Source organism: Sphingobium sp. WTD-1 (genome assembly GCF_030128825.1).
Taxonomy (GTDB): Bacteria; Pseudomonadota; Alphaproteobacteria; order Sphingomonadales; family Sphingomonadaceae; genus Sphingobium.
The window spans coordinates 3,950,989-3,967,996 of sequence record NZ_CP119127.1 but is presented as its reverse complement, the minus strand read 5'-3'; the positions used below and the strand labels follow the sequence as shown (position 1 = coordinate 3,967,996).

General features: G+C 59.0%; 22 protein-coding genes and 1 pseudogene. 12 read left to right on the top strand and 11 right to left on the bottom strand.

Features of this window, described 5'->3' with window-relative positions:
- Nucleotides 1–17 precede the first annotated feature (17 nt).
- From N6H05_RS19680 to N6H05_RS19655, 6 genes are all read left to right on the top strand, one after another.
- Nucleotides 18–1,334, top strand: a complete 1,317-nt coding sequence (locus N6H05_RS19680; protein ID WP_284111289.1) for a M28 family peptidase — start codon at nucleotides 18–20, stop codon at nucleotides 1,332–1,334.
- 174 nt (nucleotides 1,335–1,508) lie between these two features.
- Entirely contained in the window at nucleotides 1,509–2,816 is a 1,308-nt protein-coding gene (locus N6H05_RS19675; protein ID WP_284114277.1) for a DNA-packaging protein, read from the top strand.
- 132 nt (nucleotides 2,817–2,948) lie between these two features.
- Nucleotides 2,949–3,410: a hypothetical protein gene (locus N6H05_RS19670; protein WP_284111288.1), complete on the top strand. Its 462-nt coding sequence runs from the start codon at nucleotides 2,949–2,951 to the stop codon at nucleotides 3,408–3,410.
- A gap of 423 nt (nucleotides 3,411–3,833) precedes the next feature.
- Nucleotides 3,834–4,040: a nitroreductase family protein gene (locus tag N6H05_RS19665; protein WP_284111287.1), complete on the top strand. Its 207-nt coding sequence runs from the start codon at nucleotides 3,834–3,836 to the stop codon at nucleotides 4,038–4,040.
- Nucleotides 4,037–4,465, top strand: coding sequence for a nitroreductase family protein (locus N6H05_RS19660; RefSeq protein ID WP_284111286.1), 429 nt, complete (start codon nucleotides 4,037–4,039; stop codon nucleotides 4,463–4,465). The genes N6H05_RS19665 and N6H05_RS19660 overlap by 4 nt, the downstream gene beginning before the upstream one ends.
- A 134-nt stretch (nucleotides 4,466–4,599) precedes the next feature.
- Entirely contained in the window at nucleotides 4,600–4,938 is a 339-nt protein-coding gene (locus tag N6H05_RS19655) for a hypothetical protein (protein ID WP_188084443.1), read from the top strand.
- A 60-nt stretch (nucleotides 4,939–4,998) separates the two neighbouring features.
- On the opposite strand, the gene N6H05_RS19650 is transcribed toward N6H05_RS19655, so the two are convergent.
- A complete protein-coding gene (locus N6H05_RS19650; RefSeq protein ID WP_284111284.1) occupies nucleotides 4,999–5,721 on the bottom strand; it encodes a tetratricopeptide repeat protein in 723 nt (240 codons plus the stop codon).
- Nucleotides 5,722–5,957: 236 nt separating this feature from the next.
- Entirely contained in the window at nucleotides 5,958–6,572 is a 615-nt protein-coding gene (locus N6H05_RS19645) for an energy transducer TonB (RefSeq protein ID WP_284111283.1), read from the bottom strand.
- Nucleotides 6,573–6,741: 169 nt separating this feature from the next.
- On the opposite strand from N6H05_RS19645, the pseudogene N6H05_RS19640 reads away from it, so the two are divergent.
- Nucleotides 6,742–7,353: pseudogene (locus tag N6H05_RS19640) on the top strand (phage portal protein); the annotation flags it as partial.
- Between the two features lie 93 nt (nucleotides 7,354–7,446).
- On the opposite strand, the gene N6H05_RS19635 reads toward N6H05_RS19640, so the two are convergent.
- Nucleotides 7,447–8,271 (bottom strand): IS5 family transposase, encoded by an 825-nt coding sequence (locus tag N6H05_RS19635; protein ID WP_284110047.1) that lies wholly within the window; start codon nucleotides 8,269–8,271, stop codon nucleotides 7,447–7,449.
- A gap of 209 nt (nucleotides 8,272–8,480) precedes the next feature.
- Here N6H05_RS19635 and N6H05_RS19630 point away from each other — a divergent pair, with 209 nt between their 5' ends.
- Nucleotides 8,481–9,311 carry a TIR domain-containing protein gene (locus N6H05_RS19630; protein ID WP_284111282.1) on the top strand — a complete coding sequence of 277 codons (831 nt, stop codon included), beginning with the start codon at nucleotides 8,481–8,483 and terminating at the stop codon, nucleotides 9,309–9,311.
- A gap of 21 nt (nucleotides 9,312–9,332) precedes the next feature.
- Here the strand turns inward: N6H05_RS19630 and N6H05_RS19625 are convergent, their stop codons facing one another.
- The 3 genes from N6H05_RS19625 to N6H05_RS19615 are packed head-to-tail and all read right to left on the bottom strand — an operon-like array spanning nucleotide 9,333 to nucleotide 10,453.
- Nucleotides 9,333–9,524: a DUF6771 family protein gene (locus N6H05_RS19625; protein ID WP_284111281.1), complete on the bottom strand. Its 192-nt coding sequence runs from the start codon at nucleotides 9,522–9,524 to the stop codon at nucleotides 9,333–9,335.
- 59 nt (nucleotides 9,525–9,583) lie between these two features.
- Entirely contained in the window at nucleotides 9,584–10,270 is a 687-nt protein-coding gene (locus N6H05_RS19620) for a hypothetical protein (RefSeq protein WP_284111280.1), read from the bottom strand.
- 12 nt (nucleotides 10,271–10,282) lie between these two features.
- Nucleotides 10,283–10,453 carry a hypothetical protein gene (locus N6H05_RS19615; RefSeq protein WP_284111279.1) on the bottom strand — a complete coding sequence of 57 codons (171 nt, stop codon included), beginning with the start codon at nucleotides 10,451–10,453 and terminating at the stop codon, nucleotides 10,283–10,285.
- A gap of 319 nt (nucleotides 10,454–10,772) precedes the next feature.
- Here N6H05_RS19615 and N6H05_RS19610 point away from each other — a divergent pair, with 319 nt between their 5' ends.
- The 3 genes from N6H05_RS19610 to N6H05_RS19600 all read left to right on the top strand — a co-directional run bounded on the left by N6H05_RS19610 (nucleotide 10,773) and on the right by N6H05_RS19600 (nucleotide 11,823).
- Nucleotides 10,773–11,135, top strand: coding sequence for a DUF2958 domain-containing protein (locus N6H05_RS19610; protein ID WP_284111278.1), 363 nt, complete (start codon nucleotides 10,773–10,775; stop codon nucleotides 11,133–11,135).
- A gap of 93 nt (nucleotides 11,136–11,228) precedes the next feature.
- The gene (locus tag N6H05_RS19605; RefSeq protein ID WP_284111277.1) at nucleotides 11,229–11,636 is read left to right on the top strand and encodes a lysozyme; all 408 of its coding nucleotides are present in this window, start codon (nucleotides 11,229–11,231) and stop codon (nucleotides 11,634–11,636) included.
- Between the two features lie 13 nt (nucleotides 11,637–11,649).
- Nucleotides 11,650–11,823, top strand: coding sequence for a hypothetical protein (locus N6H05_RS19600; RefSeq protein WP_284111276.1), 174 nt, complete (start codon nucleotides 11,650–11,652; stop codon nucleotides 11,821–11,823).
- A gap of 51 nt (nucleotides 11,824–11,874) precedes the next feature.
- Here the strand turns inward: N6H05_RS19600 and N6H05_RS19595 are convergent, their stop codons facing one another.
- The 3 genes from N6H05_RS19595 to N6H05_RS19585 all read right to left on the bottom strand — a co-directional run bounded on the left by N6H05_RS19595 (nucleotide 11,875) and on the right by N6H05_RS19585 (nucleotide 14,050).
- On the bottom strand, nucleotides 11,875–12,549 hold the full coding sequence (locus N6H05_RS19595; RefSeq protein WP_284111274.1) for a hypothetical protein: 675 nt from the start codon (nucleotides 12,547–12,549) through the stop codon (nucleotides 11,875–11,877).
- 227 nt (nucleotides 12,550–12,776) lie between these two features.
- On the bottom strand, nucleotides 12,777–13,064 hold the full coding sequence (locus N6H05_RS19590; RefSeq protein WP_021227442.1) for a hypothetical protein: 288 nt from the start codon (nucleotides 13,062–13,064) through the stop codon (nucleotides 12,777–12,779).
- A 134-nt stretch (nucleotides 13,065–13,198) separates the two neighbouring features.
- The gene (locus tag N6H05_RS19585) at nucleotides 13,199–14,050 is read right to left on the bottom strand and encodes a hypothetical protein (RefSeq protein ID WP_284111273.1); all 852 of its coding nucleotides are present in this window, start codon (nucleotides 14,048–14,050) and stop codon (nucleotides 13,199–13,201) included.
- Nucleotides 14,051–14,701: 651 nt separating this feature from the next.
- On the opposite strand from N6H05_RS19585, the gene N6H05_RS19580 reads away from it, so the two are divergent.
- Nucleotides 14,702–15,124 (top strand): hypothetical protein, encoded by a 423-nt coding sequence (locus N6H05_RS19580; protein WP_284111272.1) that lies wholly within the window; start codon nucleotides 14,702–14,704, stop codon nucleotides 15,122–15,124.
- Here N6H05_RS19580 and N6H05_RS19575 read toward each other — a convergent pair.
- A complete protein-coding gene (locus N6H05_RS19575) occupies nucleotides 15,121–15,528 on the bottom strand; it encodes a hypothetical protein (protein WP_284111271.1) in 408 nt (135 codons plus the stop codon). The genes N6H05_RS19580 and N6H05_RS19575 overlap by 4 nt on opposite strands.
- A 67-nt stretch (nucleotides 15,529–15,595) precedes the next feature.
- The gene (locus N6H05_RS19570; RefSeq protein WP_284111269.1) at nucleotides 15,596–16,579 is read right to left on the bottom strand and encodes a collagen-like domain-containing protein; all 984 of its coding nucleotides are present in this window, start codon (nucleotides 16,577–16,579) and stop codon (nucleotides 15,596–15,598) included.
- Between the last annotated feature and the right edge of the window lie 429 nt (nucleotides 16,580–17,008).

Here is a 17,008-nt window from a genome sequence, read left to right as displayed (position 1 = left end):
GGTAAGACACTCGCCCCATGAAGAAGATCATCCTGCTCGCCGCCGCTTCGGCTCTTGCAACCCCAGTGCTGGCGGCCCCCGCCGCGCCTTCTGCGCCCGATGCGGCGCGATTGAAGGCGAGCGTGGAGAAACTGGTGAGCTTCGGCACGCGCCATACGCTGTCGAGCGCGACCGACCCCAGGCGCGGGATCGGCGCGGCGCGGGCCTGGGGCAAGGCCGAGTTCGAGAAGATCGGCAAGGGTTGTGGCGGCTGTCTGACCGTCGAGACGGTGGCGGATCGCTTCACCGGGCCGCGCGCGCCCGACGGCGTCGAGGTGGTCGACGTGCTGGCGATCCAGAAGGGCACGGGTGATCCCAACGAGGTGGTGATCGTCGCGGGCCATATCGACAGCCGCGTGACCGATGTCATGAATATCAGCAGCGATGCGCCGGGCGCCAATGACAATGCGTCGGGCACGGCGCTGGTGATCGAGGCGGCGCGGGTGCTGGCCGGGCAGAAGTTCAACGGCACGATCGTCTATGCGCTGCTGTCGGGCGAGGAACAGGGGCTGTGGGGTGGCAAGCTGCTTGCCAGCACGGCCAAGGCGCGCGGCTGGCATGTGCGGGCGATGCTGAACAATGATATTGTCGGCAATACCGTTGGGCAGAATGGTCAGGTGGTCGCCGACCGGGTTCGGGTGTTTTCCGAGGGGATTCGCGCGGGCGACGATGAAAAGGCCAATATGACGCGCCGGGCGATCGGCGGTGAGGATGACGGCCCGTCGCGGGCGCTGGCCAAGGCGATCGACGGCATTGCGCAGGCCGATCCCAAGATTGGCCTTGAAGTGCTGGCGGTGCGGCGGTTCGACCGGTTCGGGCGCGGCGGCGACCATTCGCCCTTCCTCGACCTGGGCTTTCCGGCGGTGCGCTTTTCGGTGGGGATCGAAAATTATGACCGGCAGCATCAGGATCTGCGCACCGAAAATGGCCGGGTCTATGGCGACACGGTCGAGGGCATGGACTTTCCCTATCTGGCTAAGGTGACGGCGCTCAATGTCGCGACGCTGCGGCGGCTGGCCGATGCGCCGGCGGCGCCGGCGACGGTATCGCTCGATGGCGCTCTGTCGATGGACACGCGGGTCTTCTGGGACGCGGTGCCGGGGGCTGCGGCTTACAAGGTCTATTGGCGGCGCGCCGACAAGCAGGACTGGAGCGACAGCCGGGTCGTGACCGGCGGCACGCAGACGGTGCTGAAGGACATTGTGGTCGACGATCATTTCATCGGCGTCGCGGCGGTGGCCAAGGACGGGGCCGAGAGCCTGGTGACCTTCGGCGGGATGGCGCCGCGTAAATAGGATTTGGTTCGCGCGGAGACGCGGAGATTTTTTGGAAGGCCGCCTGCGGGCGGCCTTTTTTGTTGCGCGTGGTTTGGGGGCGGGCGGCTTCATGGTGCCGGCTCCTGCGCGAGGCAGGGTCGGGAGATGGATTCCCGCCTTCGCGGGAATGACGAAGAAGCGGAGGGGGCGGGGATGCGGATGGCCGATTGCGACTGGGTCGAGCAGGCGGCGGTCTGGCCCGAACTGGCGCGCTGGCTGAGCGACGATGCCGCCGAGCGGCTGGGGTGGGACTGGCATTTCCTGGCGCGGCCGGCGCAACTCGCCCCGGCGGGCGACTGGCGCATCTGGCTGATGATGGCGGGGCGCGGTTTCGGCAAGACGCGGGCCGGGGCGGAATGGGTGCGCGCCATTGCCGAGGGCGATCCCGAGGCGCGGATCGCGTTGGTCGGCGCGACCCTGGGCGAGGCGCGCAGTGTGATGGTGGAGGGGGCGAGCGGGGTGCTGGCGGTGGCGCCCTGGTGGGCAAGGCCGGCCTATGCCCCGGCGCTGCGCACGCTGACCTGGCCCAATGGCGCGCAGGCGCGCCTGTTCGGCGCGGCCGAGCCGGAAAGCCTGCGCGGGCCGCAGTTCAGCCATGGCTGGACCGACGAGATCGGCAAATGGCCGGGTGGGCAGGCGGCCTGGGACAATATGATGATGGCGATGCGGCTGGGCCGCGATCCCCGCGTGGTGGCGACGACGACGCCGCGCCCGGTGCCGCTGGTGCGGGCGCTGGTGGCAAGAGAGGGCGCCGATGTGGTGCTGACGCGGGGGCGGACGGCGGACAATGCAGCGCATCTGGCGGCCGGCTTTGTCGACGATGTGACGCGGCTTTATGGTGGCACGCGGCTGGGGCGGCAGGAACTGGACGGCGAACTGATCGAGGAGGCGGAAGGGGCGCTGTGGACCCGCGCGGCGCTGGAGGCGTGCCGGGTGCGGCATGTGCCGGGGGCGCTGACGCGGGTGGTGGTGGCGGTCGATCCGCCGGCGACGGCGGGCGGCGATGCGTGCGGCATCGTCGTGGTCGCGCTGGGCGGGGACGGGCGCGGCTATGTGATCGCCGACGCAAGCGTTACGGGCTGCTCGCCCGAAGGCTGGGCGCGGGCGGTAGCGCAGGCGGCGCAGGGCCATGGCGCCGACCGGGTGGTGGCCGAGGCCAATAATGGCGGCGACATGGTGGCGAGCGTGCTGCGCGCGGCGCAGGAGGCGCTGCCGCTGCGGCTGGTCCATGCCAGCCGGGGCAAGGCGGCGCGGGCCGAGCCGGTGGCGGCGCTCTATGAGGCCGGGCGGGTGGCGCATCGCGGGGCCTTCCCGGAGCTGGAGGACCAGATGTGCGGGCTGCTGGCGGGCGGTGGCTATGTCGGGCCGGGGCGCTCGCCCGATCGGGCGGATGCGCTGGTCTGGGGGCTGAGCGAGCTGATGCTGGGGGCCAGGGGCGAGGCGCGGGTCAGGGGGCTTTGAGGGGATGGGCGGAGCGTGCTGCGTGATTGATTTTCGCGCGGAGGCGCGGAGAAGGAGGAATGGGTGGGTAGCGGACATTCCCCTTTCCATCCGGAGCCTCTCCTATGGTACTCGGTGACGATGCCGATATCCGTGTTCGAAAATCGTTTCGACGAGCCTATTATTTTTATCCTAGAGCCCGGCGAGGTAAGGTACGAGATTTCGCCGCTTGCTCGCATCGGCGTTCGGTACTCATTCGAGGCGGGCATAGTTGACCGAACGTTCGCCTATATGGGTGAACGAACCATCGAGTTCTGGTGTCACAGCGATGATCGGGAAGTGGAGATTGTGGAACCCAATGCTTTCGATCTCTTGCTCCGAGACATCTGTGTAATGGGAGGCTACTGCGGCAGGCCTACAGTCCATGTTACAGACCTGCTACCGTCCAAGGGCTTCGTAACTGCTGCTGAGTTCGCAACCTTAGTAGTCGAAGCGGAGGGCGGCGGTGGCAACGAAAGTTGGCTAGCATCAAAATTCGTGGAGCGCATGGGCAGCTCTTGCGTTCCTGCCGAAATCCTTGTGCAAACTCTCGATAATCCTTTTGATGTTGATTGACTGAATGTCCGCTTGTGGTCGCTTCAAGACCATCCTCCCCTGCAAGGGGAGGTGGATGGCCGAAGGCAAGACGGAGGGGGGCTCTCGATAGGGCGACACCCCTCCACCACTGCGTGGTCCCCCTCCCCTTGCAGGGGAGGATTTTACCGCCGCAAATGGTCGTTAGCCGTCAAAGCCCGCCATCGTCATTGCGAGCGTAGCGAAGCAATCCGCCGGCGCGAGATGGATTGCTTCGCTGCGCTCGCAATGACGGGCGATGGTGGCTTTCAGACCATCTTCTCCATGCCGGGGCGGAATAGGCCATGGATGCGTGGCACAATATTTGGTTTCAATATGATACCTTTATTTCCATGCGCGCGGGCGCTACATCGAAGCGTCATGGGCCGGGCTTAGGCTGGCGCCGTTGCAATATAAGGATTTCTCATGCTGATCGACCGTCTGAACTGGCGTTATGCCACCAAGAAGATGAACCCGGACAAGGTGGTGGCCGAGGACAAGGTGGAGCGCATCCTGGAGGCGGTGCGGCTGGCGCCGACGTCGAGCGGGTTGCAGCAGTTCGAGGTGATCGTCGTCACCAACAAGGATTTGCGGGCGAAGATCCGGCGATCGCCTGGGACCAGGCGCAGGTGACCGACGCGTCGCATCTGGTCGTCTTTGCCGCCTGGGACAATTATACCGCCGACCGGATCAACGGCATGTTCGACCTGGTCAATGACGAGCGCGGTTTCCGCAACGAGGGCTGGGAAGCCTATCGCCAGATGCTGCTCAACACCTATCCGCAGCGTGACGCCCAGACCAATTTCGAACATGCCGCGCGCCAGGCCTATGTGGGCCTTGGCATCGCGCTGACCGCCGCCGCCTTTGAAGAGGTGGACGCGACGCCGATGGAGGGCTTTGACCCCGCTGCGCTGGACGAGATACTGGACCTGCGGGCGCGCGGCCTGCGCTCGGTGGTGATCATGCCGCTGGGCTATCGCGCGGACGAGGGCGACTGGCTGGTCAATCTGAAGAAGGTGCGCCGCCCGGCTGCCGACTTCATCTCGCGCATCGATTGATGGCGCCGGGATAGGGATTAACCGCAATAGGCGGCGGTCCGTGACGGCCCCTATATGGGGCTGTGAACAAGGAGGACGGGCGCCGGAACAAGGCGCTCTCCTGCTTCGTTTCGCACCGATCAGGAGTGACGGACATGAAGATGGTCAGGATGATCGCGGCGGTGGCCGCTGTTACGATGGTGGCAACCCCGGTGCTGGCGGCAAGCCTGAACAGCAAGGACCGGGCGCGGGTGGCGCGGGCCAATCCGCGCGATCGCGACGATGTGCGCTATTGCCTGCTCCAGGGCAAGAAGGGCCGCGACAAGGGCACCGCGATCGGCGCGGGCGTGGGCGCGGGCGCGAGCATCATCGCCGGCGGCGGCGTGGGCGAGACGGTGCTGGCCGGCGCCGGCGGGGCGGCGGCGGGCCGGATCATCGGCAAGGGATCGGGCACCAATTCCCGCTGCGACGAGGTGCTGCGGCGGAACAAATGATCCGGGCGTGAGGCCGGACGAAAGGGGCGCGGATTTCCGCGCCCTTTTTCGTGGATATGGTCAGAGGCCGGCGGCCAGCACGCGCAGGGCGGCGTGGGGCGAGGCGACGAGATGGTCGCGCATCATGGCGCGGAAGGCCGGGGTGGCGCTGGTCGCGGCGGTCTGCATCCAGTGGGCGGCGGCGGCGATGTCGCCGGCGTCGGCCAGCAGCCGGCCATGGTTGAACTGGCCGCGAAAATCGCCGCCTTCCGCCGCGATGCGATAGCATTCGCCGGCGCGGTCCATGTCGCGGGGGAGGAGGCGGCCTTCCTCATGAAAGGCGCCGAGGAAATTGATCGACTTGGCATGGCCGAGCGCGGCGGCCTTCTGGAACCAGCCGAGCGCCGCCAGTTCATCCTGGGCCACGCCCGCGCCGAGGCCGAGCGCGCTGCCCCAGTTGTACATGCCCCAGTCGAGGCCCGCTTCGGCCGCGCGGCGATAGCAGGCGGCGGCCGCAACCGGATCGACCGGCGTGCCCCAGCCCTTTTCATGGCAGCGGCCGACCATGTTGATCGCCATCACATGGCCCGAGGCGGCGGCCAGGCCGAACTGGCGGAAGGCTTCGGCCGGGTCGGCGGCGACGCCCCGACCGTCAAGCAGCAACTGGCCATAATAGGCCTGGGCGTCGGGCAGGCCGGCATCGGCGCCGGCGCGGATCAGCGCGGCGGCGGCCTGCGGCGAGGCGGCGAGTTGCGCGCGCATCTGGTCGGCGGTCTGGGACAGGAGGGGTGAGGGGGCGGTCATGGAGATGGTCTCTAGGTCAGATATTGCGACTGATTAGCAGGATGGGGCGGCACTGGAAACAGGGCGGCAATATTTTGGGTGGATCAACTGCCCCTCTCCAAGTTCCGGTAGGCGGCTGGGCGCCGCTTTCCAGCTTTTGGCAGGCGGCTGGCGCCGCGGGCCTCCACTATTCTCTCCTCAAAGGGGCGAGGATTTTTGCCTAAGGGATGCGCCGAAGCGGAGGGGGCGCCGGCCCTTTATCGATCCGTGAACCGAACCCAGGATTTTACCTCGGTTTCCCTTGGTCGGCCCTGGTCGTCGAGCGCCGGCAGATAGCGCTGGCCCATCGCCACGAGGCAGGCGGTGTCGTCATATCGGCGCGTGCCGGATGATCGAGTGATGCGACAGGATCGGGGGCGGCCGGTGGCGTCGAGCCGGACGGTATAATCGCTTTGCAGCCCGGTCGCTGCCTTGTCCGGGTCGCTTGCGATCGGCGCCTTGCCGTCGAGGGCGATCGGCGTGGCGCCGCCCATGTCGCCCTGGAAAGTCGATGGTGCCGGCTCCCAGAACAGGCGGACGACCGGGATCGTCCCGTCCAGGCCGTTTCTGTCCTTCATCGCTGCCATCCAGCCCATCTTCATCATGGCGAGCCGGCAGCTTGCCACGGCGATGGCGGTGCCGCCGACAATGGCCGAGGGGGTGCAATCCAGCTGCTCGCTGCCGGTGCGGCGCGTGATGCGGACGGTGGCGGCACCGGTCGATGCGGGCGGCAGGGCGACGAGCGCATAATCCTGGGTCGTCGGCAGAACGAGGGGCGTGGCGGCCGGCCCGCTGGCCTGGGCGAGTATGAGCAGGATCGGTGCGAGGGGCATGGGCGCAGATTTGATCGCCGCCCGGCTTTTGTAAAGGGCGGGGCCCCTCTCCAAGTTCCGGTAGGCGGCTGGTCGCCGCTTTCCAGCTTTTGGCAGGCGGCTGGCGCCGCGGGCCTTCCCTATCCTCTCCCCGAAGGGGCGAGGATTTTTTGCATAGGGGGATGTTCGGATGAAATGGTTCGGGATGAAGGCGGCGGCGGGAGAAGCCGGAGAGGAGGGGCGGCCGGTGCTGGCGCGGGCGTGGGGATCGGGCGCGGTCGCGCTGGGCGAATGGCCGGCCAGCTATGAGGCGCAGCTGCGCGCCGGGGTGATCGACAATCCGGTGGCGCAGCGGGCGATGCGGCTGGTGTCCGAAGGGGCCGGGGCGTGCGCGTTGAAGGTCGGCGGGGTGGATGCCGGGATGGATGCCGGGGCGGTGGCGCGGATCGGGGCGCTGGTGGCGCGGGCGTCGGCGGGACAGGGCCTGATCGAGACGCTGGCGAGCCATGTGCTGCTGCACGGCAATGGCTATGTCCAGGTGATTGCGGGCGCGGACGGGATGCCGGCCGAGCTGTTCGCGCTGCGGCCCGAGCGGGTGAGCGTGGAGGCGGATGCGCGCGGCTGGCCGGCGGCCTATCTCTATCGCGTGGGCGAGAGCGTGACCCGGCTGTCGCCCGAGGATGGCGCGGGGCGGACCAGCCTGCTCCACATCCGCGCGCTCCATCCGCTCGACGATCATTATGGCCTGGGCTGTGTCGGCGCGGCGGCGGGGGCAGTGGCGATCCACAATGCCGCGCAAGTGGTGGCAGTTATACACCGATTTTCGCGCTGTTATGAGGGTTACGCCCAGGCGCGATAGGTAGAGGGAGCGTCTCCTAAGAGTCCGTTTGGAAAATCAGGGATGAGCGTTTCGGCGTAGTAGGTTTCCACCCATGGCGACGAGGATCATCGCCTGTGAGACGTCGATGCGCTTTTCGTAGTCGCGGACCAGACGGCGCCATCGGGTCATCCATCCGAAGGTGCGTTCGACGACCCAGCGGCGCGGAAGCACCTTGAAGCCCTGCTGGCGATCGCTTCGACGGATGACCTGCACGACAAAGTCGAGGTAGCTGGCCTTGTCCATGAGCTTGAGGCGATCATAGGCGCCATCGGCAAAGAGATGCTTCACCCACGGCCAGCGCTTGCGGATGCCATCGAGGATCGCCTGAGCGCCTGCACTATCGGAGATATCGGCGGTAGTGAGGTTGACCATCAGCAAGCGTCCATCGGTGTCGACTGCGATATGCCGCTTGCGACCGACGATCTTCTTGCCTGCGTCAAAACCGCGCTTTTCTGCGGAAGGCGCCTTGACCGACTGGCTGTCGATGACCGCCGCACTGGGGCTGGCTTCTCGCCCCTCACGTTCTCGGTCCAACATCAATTCGATGTCGTGGATCGTCTGGAACAGGAACCTGCGTGCCAGCTCCCGAAACCAGCCATAGACCGTCTGCCAGGCGCCAAAATGGATCGGCAGCATCCGCCAACCACACCCCGATCGCACCAGATAGCGGACCGCGTTGATCACTTCGCGGAAATCCACCTCGCGGGGACGGCCTCGACGACCCGGCTTGGGCATCAACGGCGCAAGGCGATCCCATTCCTCATCGGTCAGGTCACTGGGATAACGCTTCGTCTTCTTCGCAATCTGGGCCATCCGCCCCCGGCTCTGCTGCGTCCACATCCAGAGCCTGAATCACGCAGATACGCCTATGACAACCCCTGCCGCCGATTTCCCAAACAGCCTCTAACAGCATTTATGTCTTGCCCAAGTGAGAACGATAGCGGAATGATCTAAAGGTAAGTCACTGAGAATATATTGTGTTTGGAGTGTAGAAATTGGCAAAGCGACCAACCAAGGCAGGAGCGTCTGACCTAGCACCAAATGTAAACATGAGCCTCGCAGACATGCATGAAGGCGTGGCTCGGCTAACGAAAAGGCTAGAAGAGTTAAACGCCTTCAATGCCCGAAATATGGTGGAGGAACATCCACCTGAATTGAGAGCTTTGGAAACCTCAATCGAACGAGCGCTTGCCAAGACATTTGGCGATAATACATCTGATTTTCGACGATTTTCCAGTGCGGCGAGCCTGCGCTGGTCTCCTATGGTATTCACCGTTGGATCAAGAACGCCTCTTTCCGAATATCAGGACGCGACTGCGAGAAAAGCTGAAGCGGCTCGTGCGCTTTTAGGGGAAGCCATTAGAACCCTCGAAGAGGATATCAGCGAACAGGCGCAACGCGGTAACGCTATTGAGCTACCATCAAATACAATTCCGTCGAACGACGTGTTTGTTGTCCATGGACACGATGAAACTGCCAAGGAGCAGTTAGCACGTTTCCTCGAAAAGCTGGGATTAAAGGCGATCATATTGCATGAGCAGCCAGATCAAGGTCGGACGATCATTGAGAAATTTGAGGATTATGCTGAGCAAGTTGGCTTTGCGGTGATCCTGCTGACACCCGACGATTTAGGCGCGGGTAAAGCGCAGCCAGTGCAAGGCTCTCGCGCTCGTCAGAATGTCATTTTTGAATTGGGATACTTTGCGGGAAAGCTCGGTCGCGGCAAAACATGCCTTCTTCGCAAAGGCGATGTGGAAATGCCGTCAGACCTATACGGCGTAATCTATTCAGACCTCGACGCAAATGGCGGCTGGAAGATGAAGCTGGTTCAAGAAATGAAAGCTGCGGGGTTGGACTTTGATGCCAATCGAGCGTGGTAAGCAGCGCGATCAGCGCTAACCTCACTTGAACAGACTTAGTTGGTTTGGGTCTGGGATCGCGGGATAATCAGAAAGCCGCTCAAGGATGGAGTTGGCAAGCTCTGTGGCGGCTTTCTCCCTCATTTCCTCGTCAGGCATGGTGATGCCAACACGCGCCCACGCAGGGGCATGAAGGATGGCCTCTGATAGCTGCTGTCGGTCGAGTCGTTCCATGCACCAATCATGGAACAAATGGAGAACGAATGGCAAGAGCGTTGCGATAAGCTGTGGGTTCAGCCCGCTTTCTGCTGGGCTTTCAGATGGTCGATTATGTCCATAACCGTGAACTTGCCTGATTTAAGGCCATCTGTGATCGCTTTGGTCGCAGCCGTATCGCGGGCGCGCTCTTCTGGGGTCATCCTACTGAGCGCAATTTGGCGCTCTAAGGCAAAGGAAGCACGGTCACGTTCAGCATCAGCTTCAATCTCAGCGACTTCGCGCTCATATTGCGCCTGAACGTCTTCAAGATAGCGGATATGCTCTTCACGAAGCTGGGCAAGCTCGCGAGTGACCTCTTCCTTGTAGTTTGCAAAGCTAGGGAGGCGGCGAGGCCAAGGCACCCGTCCAGAAGTTGGGCGCATCGAACGAACCTCTGCCAGCACTTCTGCCTCTACCCGCTCTAGGTTGGCTTCTGCCTCAGCCAGATCAGTGATGCGCTGCTCACGACGGCTTTCTATGTAACCTATGCGTTCGCGGTTGTGACTGATGTTGGTTTGGACGGGATAGCTATCAAAGCCGTTCCGCCCATAATGGCGCGAAGCAAATCCGTGAGGATCGCTGTCATACTCGTCTAAGCGGCTGGAAATCTGACGCCCATTGAACTCGTCTGCTTTGATCGCAAGGCGAGCTTGCCGCACTTTCTCCTGAGCGCCACGAATGCGGGCGGCTAGGCGCTTGGGTATCTCAGGTTTTTTTGCCATCGTGGCGTATCATCACACGCGAGGCGCTTCCCACACAACCCCGTCAACGAAGAGAAGGACGCTATCTGACAGCTTGCGAAAAAACACCTGCTCGCCGTCATATTCAAACTCGCCTTCATCCTTGTTCCAAAAGCGAGGATCAATATCGAGATATTCCGTCACGTCTTGAATAAGCTGTTGCATGGTGCAGTTCCTTTGTAACTGCCAATCCATCTAAACAGGTCGTTCAAGGCGTCGATATAAAAAGCCTACTTTTGCGCGATGATTGCCGCACCATCCCGTGCATCATATGTCACAATCTCATACAGATCACTTACTGCGATTATCGCGCCAAAAAGCAAAATCCATTTCTCCCATGGCTTAAACATAACATTCTCCTTAAAGTTAGAATGTCAGCCTGAACTAACGAACCTTGAAGTCGATATCTGCCATGCCTTTTTGTATCGACTTCCAATGATAAGACCTATTGATCGTCTGTTGGCAACAAACAAAGGAGCCAACAATGACGTTCAAGAAGATGATCCAAGAGGCTACATTCCAGCGCTTGCGGGCGAATTGGGATCAGCAGCAGCCGCTAAAAGGCACTGACGGCGAAATCGACTTCATCCCTATCTGCAAGCTGTTCAATCCCTGCGGCGCGGCAACGTGGCTACTCACGGAATGCGACGAGGACGGCTTGGCATTTGGCCTATGCGATTTGGGCTTTGGTACGCCTGAGCTTGGATATGTCAGCCTAGATGAACTGGCAGAAATTAAGATGCTCGGCGGTGCCGTTGGCATTGAGCAGGACGTTACCTTTGTCCCAACCCAATCGCTGTCTCAGTATGCGGCGGAGGCGCGCAGTCAGGGACGCATAAAAGCCTAATCCGCCCCACTACTAGTGAAGCCCCGTAGAGCAATCTGCGGGGCTTTCCATTCTGCTAAATATGCGATGGAAAATACATCGCAACGCGCAGGCTTGGCGCTCATCAAGCAATATGAAGGATGCAAACTCAAAGCCTACAAATGCCCTGCTGGCATATGGACGATAGGCTACGGCAGAACCACGAAGGTCAAGGCAGGCGATACCTGCTCACAGGCGCAGGCCGACGCTTGGCTGATTGAGGAATACGACGCATTTGAACGTCAGGTTCTCGCCCTCGTCAAAGTGCCACTCACTGCAAACCAGTTAGGGGCGCTTGTCAGCTTCACCTATAATCTGGGCGCTCAAAGCCTCAAAGAATCCACTTTGCGGCGCCTGCTCAACGAAGGCGATTATGATGGTGCTGCCGGTCAATTTGCTCGCTGGAACAAAGCGGCTGGGAAAGTCCTAAAGGGGCTAGTGAAACGCCGTGCGGCTGAGACTGCGCTGTTCCTTCAACGATAAAGATAACATAACGATGGAAAAGAAAATCAGCATACTGATTGAATGGCGCACGTTTGGTAGCATCAGGGCTTGCTTCATTGATGGCCTGTTTGGATTGGCCTATCATCAAGACGAAGAGACAGGAGAAGTCTCTACTTGTTGGGATAGCAATTCGCTTGCCGCACTTTATGATGGCGCACGTATATAGCCAACAGAAAGCCCGCAACTGTCGTGTCAGGAGCGGGCTTCGTCGTGAAAGTTATTCTGGGTCAAAGAGGTTGGCGAGCATTCTGAAATGCGCTGCAATCTGCTTCTCCTTGGTTTGCTTGGCAGGTAGTGCCGCGACAAGCGCAGGGCGTTGAGCGACAGGCTTTGGCCCCTGAAATGCCTGTATCGCGCCGTTCGCTTCCACGTCGCGCGTTTCGCTGATGAAGCTGAGGCCAATAGCTGGGCCTGCATGTTCCAGCACTGTCTGCCCTCCAACGAGCTTCACAAGGAATGTTGGGGTGCCGCTGCCCTTGCTCAGCCCATAGACGGCAAGCTGCTGCACTAAGACGCCTGCGATACGCATGAAGCGGTTCACGTCTGGCTCAAATCCCAAGGGGAAAAAGACGCTGACGAACTGGCCGCTTTTGCGCTCAGTTTCGACAATCAGGAAATGCCACGGCATCTGCTTGAGGGCATTGAGCAATTCGACCTCGTAGCGCTTTTCATATTCAAGGACGACGCCAGTTAGGGCTTGGACGCTCTGGTGGTTATGCTTTCCTGCTGGGTCATATGCAGTCATGGACCAATAAGCTGGCAGCGATGCGTCATGTGGAAGCAGGTCGCATACCGACTGGATAGCTTGACGTATCTCGTTTTGGTTAGCTTCAATATCTAATGATGGTCTGATTTCAGTTGTGGCCTTGAAGCCTGTGAGTAGTGTTTTCATTTGAAAATATCCTATTTAACAAACGCGGCAAAGCGCCTCGCTTTCAAGGATATTTATCGACAGGCGTGATTTCAGGCGTTCTTAGCCCTGTTTCTTGTAGAAACCCCTCAGTATCTCTTCCTCAAGTTCCGTCACGAATGGCACTGGATATGGCTCTGCCAACAGCTTCATGATCGTTTCAAGGTGTTGATGGTCCTCTGCAATGCGGAATATCAGTTTGCGTATCTTCATCTTTTTATCAGCTTCCCAATGTCAGCCATGCCTTTGCTGCCTGCGATGCTGCCAAGGATGATGAACACGACGTTCCAAAAATCCTGAGGGAACGCGGCCAATGCGCCTGCATACGCCAGCAAAGTGGCGGTGTTGAACCAGCCAACCACAAAGAGCGCGACGAGAAGGAAGAACGCACAAGGTCGCACCCACCTCATAATTCCGGTCGCAATGCCGTCATTATCAGCCAGCGGCTTCAAGGCACTGATAACCTTCTTGATCCTGTCTTTGAGATTCTGGAACATACAGGTATTTATCAGGCAATATGAAACCCCGCTGGTTTAATCCAACGAGGTTCCACGGAGATAGTAAATGCCTATTGTCTTAGATATGGTAACGTCTTCGACATATCTATTTAGTCCAAAGCGTCAAAATCCCGTCATTTCGGAATAAACGCCTTTATATCTGGTTGCTTGCCTGATGGCCTATAATTCTGCTGCTTCACGAATGGGATTGCAGGACCATTGATGCCGATCAGGGAAAATTCTGGCGCACCACCAGCCAGCGGCGTGGATTTCATCACGATACACTGAGCAGTTGCAGGTGCCTTTTTCGCCTTTGGATCGCCAGCAGCGAAGATTGGGCTGTATTCAAATGCGAAGCGGCTTTCCAAACCGTCAGTGGCGACAGCGATCCTTTCAAGCACCTTTTCCGCCAACTCGCCGTCATGGGCATCAGCCAGCTTCTTCATAACCTTCTTGAGCTTGCCGTCGAAAACGAGGTGTTCCTTGGTGCCGTCTTTGTAATCGAGATTGCCAGTTGTGCCGCTGGCGTTGTCCCAAACGCTGGCCGTGACGCCTGACGTGCGATCCAACGCCGCTTGCGGCTGCGCTGCTGCCTGAGGTTTTACAGAGCCATTCTCGCGCTCAAGGCGGTCAATTGCCGCGTGTGATACTGCCTCCCAGCTACCATAGTGTTCAACCAAGGCCGCCCATAGCGCCTCAGGATCATTCGATATGGTAGTGGTGGTTTGGACGCCGATCTTTTTGCGCCAGTCTGAGCGGACTTTCCTGCTGATCTGGACAGGCTGATTTACGTCAAGGTCCAAGCCAAGCTGCATATTGATGGTCTGGATGAAATGCTGCGCCTGCTTCTCAGTGAGCGCTTTGCCATTAAGCAGTTGATCGCGATACTGAGTGATTGCCTTGCGAGTTACGCCGCCGCCCTTTGAATTTGTTTCTTTGGATAGGATTTGCTGAGATAGAGCAATCCAAGATGGTGTTTTCGTCATTTATGTTTTTCCTATAGCATTGCCCTTTAAAGATGCATTCCACTGCATCTTGTCTCAAATTCAAATCCTATGGGCGGCAGCTTGCTATAGGATTTGTGGAATTTAAGACGTAACTACCGCCCAATATTATTTAGTATTTTATTGTAAATTACTCTCGATACGGAAGTCTATTTTAAAATCGCGCGGGGCCACTTCCATTTATGGCGAACTGGCGAAGCCTAATGCTGTCATGTGCTTTCCAGTGGGCGAGCTAATTAGGCCGTGAGCAGCTAATCTGCGAATGGCCTAATGCGAGTGATTGAACGAAGATGAAAAAATCCAACGCAAATTCGTTACGAATTTATTTTATGCGACCTGTAAGGTCGTGTATGTGCTGAAAAAGAAAATGGAAGAAGAAGGCGAGTAACTTGAGCCTTCGCCATTATTTTATTTTATATTATTATATCATTATAAGCCTCGGAAACCCGCAGAAATACTAGGGTTTTCAGGGCAATTTGTCACCCTGATGTTACTTTGGTGTCACTATGATGTCACTATGGCGTTACTTTGGTGTTACTTTGATTGGGTAACAAAGTAACAATGTCACCCTGCCAAATCGTAAACGATGGAAATCGCGCCATTTTGCGGCGGGGCGAAATCCATAAATACTGGATGAAGACCATCCCCACGCACCAGCCCCACCAACTCATAGACCTGTTCGTCCGCGCAGGCTTCTATCAGGGCTTCAAGAACGACAAGCAGCTCAGCCATTTCGCTAAAAAGCTGGGATCGACGCCAGAGGCCGTAGAGCAAGCCATACTGGATTTGGACGGCAGCGGCTTCACTGACGGCATGGCACTGCGCCGCCTACGCTATGTGTTCCAGCAATATGCCAAGAAGGACGCAGATTTAGACACCCTAATCGAACGGTCAGAATGGCAGATGGTGGGCAAAGAACTGAACTGGCTATGCCGTATGGGGTTCTTGGATATGGAAGGCGGCAGCGAGACAACAGCGGCGACCAATCCGCGCCTTGAGGGCTTTCCAAAGCAGGAGTTCGTTGGCCGCGTTCGTTACCAAGTCAGAGGGATTTAAGCCTCTTTGCGGGGCAAGCGCTGAGCCAAATCCAGCACATTGTCGTTTAGCTGTTTGATGCCCACCTTCAATTCGTCCAGCGTTGTGTTGATATGTCGATAGTCCGTCTCAATGACGGTGATGCGCCGTTCGTGATCGTGGAGCGAGACAGACAGGGATGACATGCCTTTCACGTCCTTTTCCAGTTCGTCCAACCTGTTCCCTATCTGGGTAAAATCCTGAACTTCCTTCGCGGTGCGATCCTTCATCCAAGCGCCACCCTTTATGATGGCGAACAAAGCACCCAAAAACAGCAGGAAAGGCATTAGGCTTAGGGCTGAGTCATATGGCGAGAGCGCGGTGGTCTTTGGTTGCACAACAACCTGAGTTTCGAGCTTCGTTGTGCTATGCGTTTCATTCGTCATGCCATTGCGGCCCTCCCTGTTTCCAGTATTTAATTGGAACAGAGAATGGGCCTAATATTACAATGGGTTAAACTGCTGGACCTGTTAGCTTGAAGCAATCCACTGTCATGATGGATTGAAGCGACGGATTGCTGGCAATGTTATAGCCGATGCCAATGCGGTCAGGACGGTTGCTAAGATAGTCTGTCACGCCCGTTTGCCCGACTTGAAGCCAGTTTTTGCCATCATGGCTGACATAATAGGTCAACGTCGAACCAACGCACGATGCGCGATAGAATGTCGGTTGCAGCGAGAAATTATGCATATCCAAGCCGCCGCCATAACTGGTCAGGCTGGCAAAATAGATCACGCCAAATGGCGAATATTCGTTGTTCTGGCCAATAAGGACTTGCCTGCCGCTGATGCTGTCCATGAGGATCAAACCGGCCTTTTGGTAAGCAGCATCGTTCATGGTGATTGGCGCGTGGATGAAAACGTCCCAATCCGCCGCTTTGTTGGTCAATGTCCTATATGCGATGCGGCTAATGTCGCCAGATGCAGGCGCAGGGCCGCTTTTCACCATCAACCCAACGTCAGCATCGTCAGCAATTGCAAGATTGGTTGCATCACCGCTGAGCAAGGTCAGCGAACTCGCTAACGGAGGATCGAAATACCAAGGCGCGCTTGTACCGCCGCCACTGCCTGCTGGCCCTTGCGGCCCTGTCTCACCAGTGTCGCCCTTTGGTCCTTGCGGTCCTTCTGGCCCCTGTAGTCCTGTATCGCCGGTGTCACCTTTTGGGCCTGCTGGGCCTGTGTCACCAGTATCACCCTTTGGACCCGCTGGGCCTACCTCTCCGCTGCCGCCTGAACCTGACGGAGCGTTGATCCATTGCGTATTGAAGTCAGTGCCGTCGATCTTCGATAGGATTTGACCGGTTGAACCGCCCAACGGGACCAATGCAGCAACATCGCTGGCCACATTGCCTGCTTCAATGGTGTAGCCATTGGTGAGCGTGATTATCAGCGTCCCGTCTGGATCAATGGTCGCGTCTGAAACGCTGTCACCATTCATGCCGGGCGTTCCTGGCAATCCAGATGGGCCGGTTGCACCTGCTGGCCCCTGCGGACCTTGAATACCTTGCAAGCCCTGTGGGCCTTGCGGACCTACTGGCCCCGCTGGGCCTGTATCACCCTTTGGACCCTGAGCGCCTATTGCACCTGCTGGGCCTGTCTGCCCTTGTATGCCTTGCAATCCCTGTATGCCGCGTTGGCCAGTATCGCCTTGAGGACCAACTGGGCCTTGCGGGCCGACTGCGCCCTGTGGGCCTTGCGGACCTGCTGGCCCCTGTGTGCCTTCTACAGTGAGGCCGCCTAATTCGTTTATCTCGATGATTGTTGTTTCGTCGGCTTGTTCAACAATCCTAACTTCATTGTTTTTCATCTTATAGGCTTCTCTCCATATATGTGCGTCCTGCGAACAGGGTTATGATCCTGCCAGTCT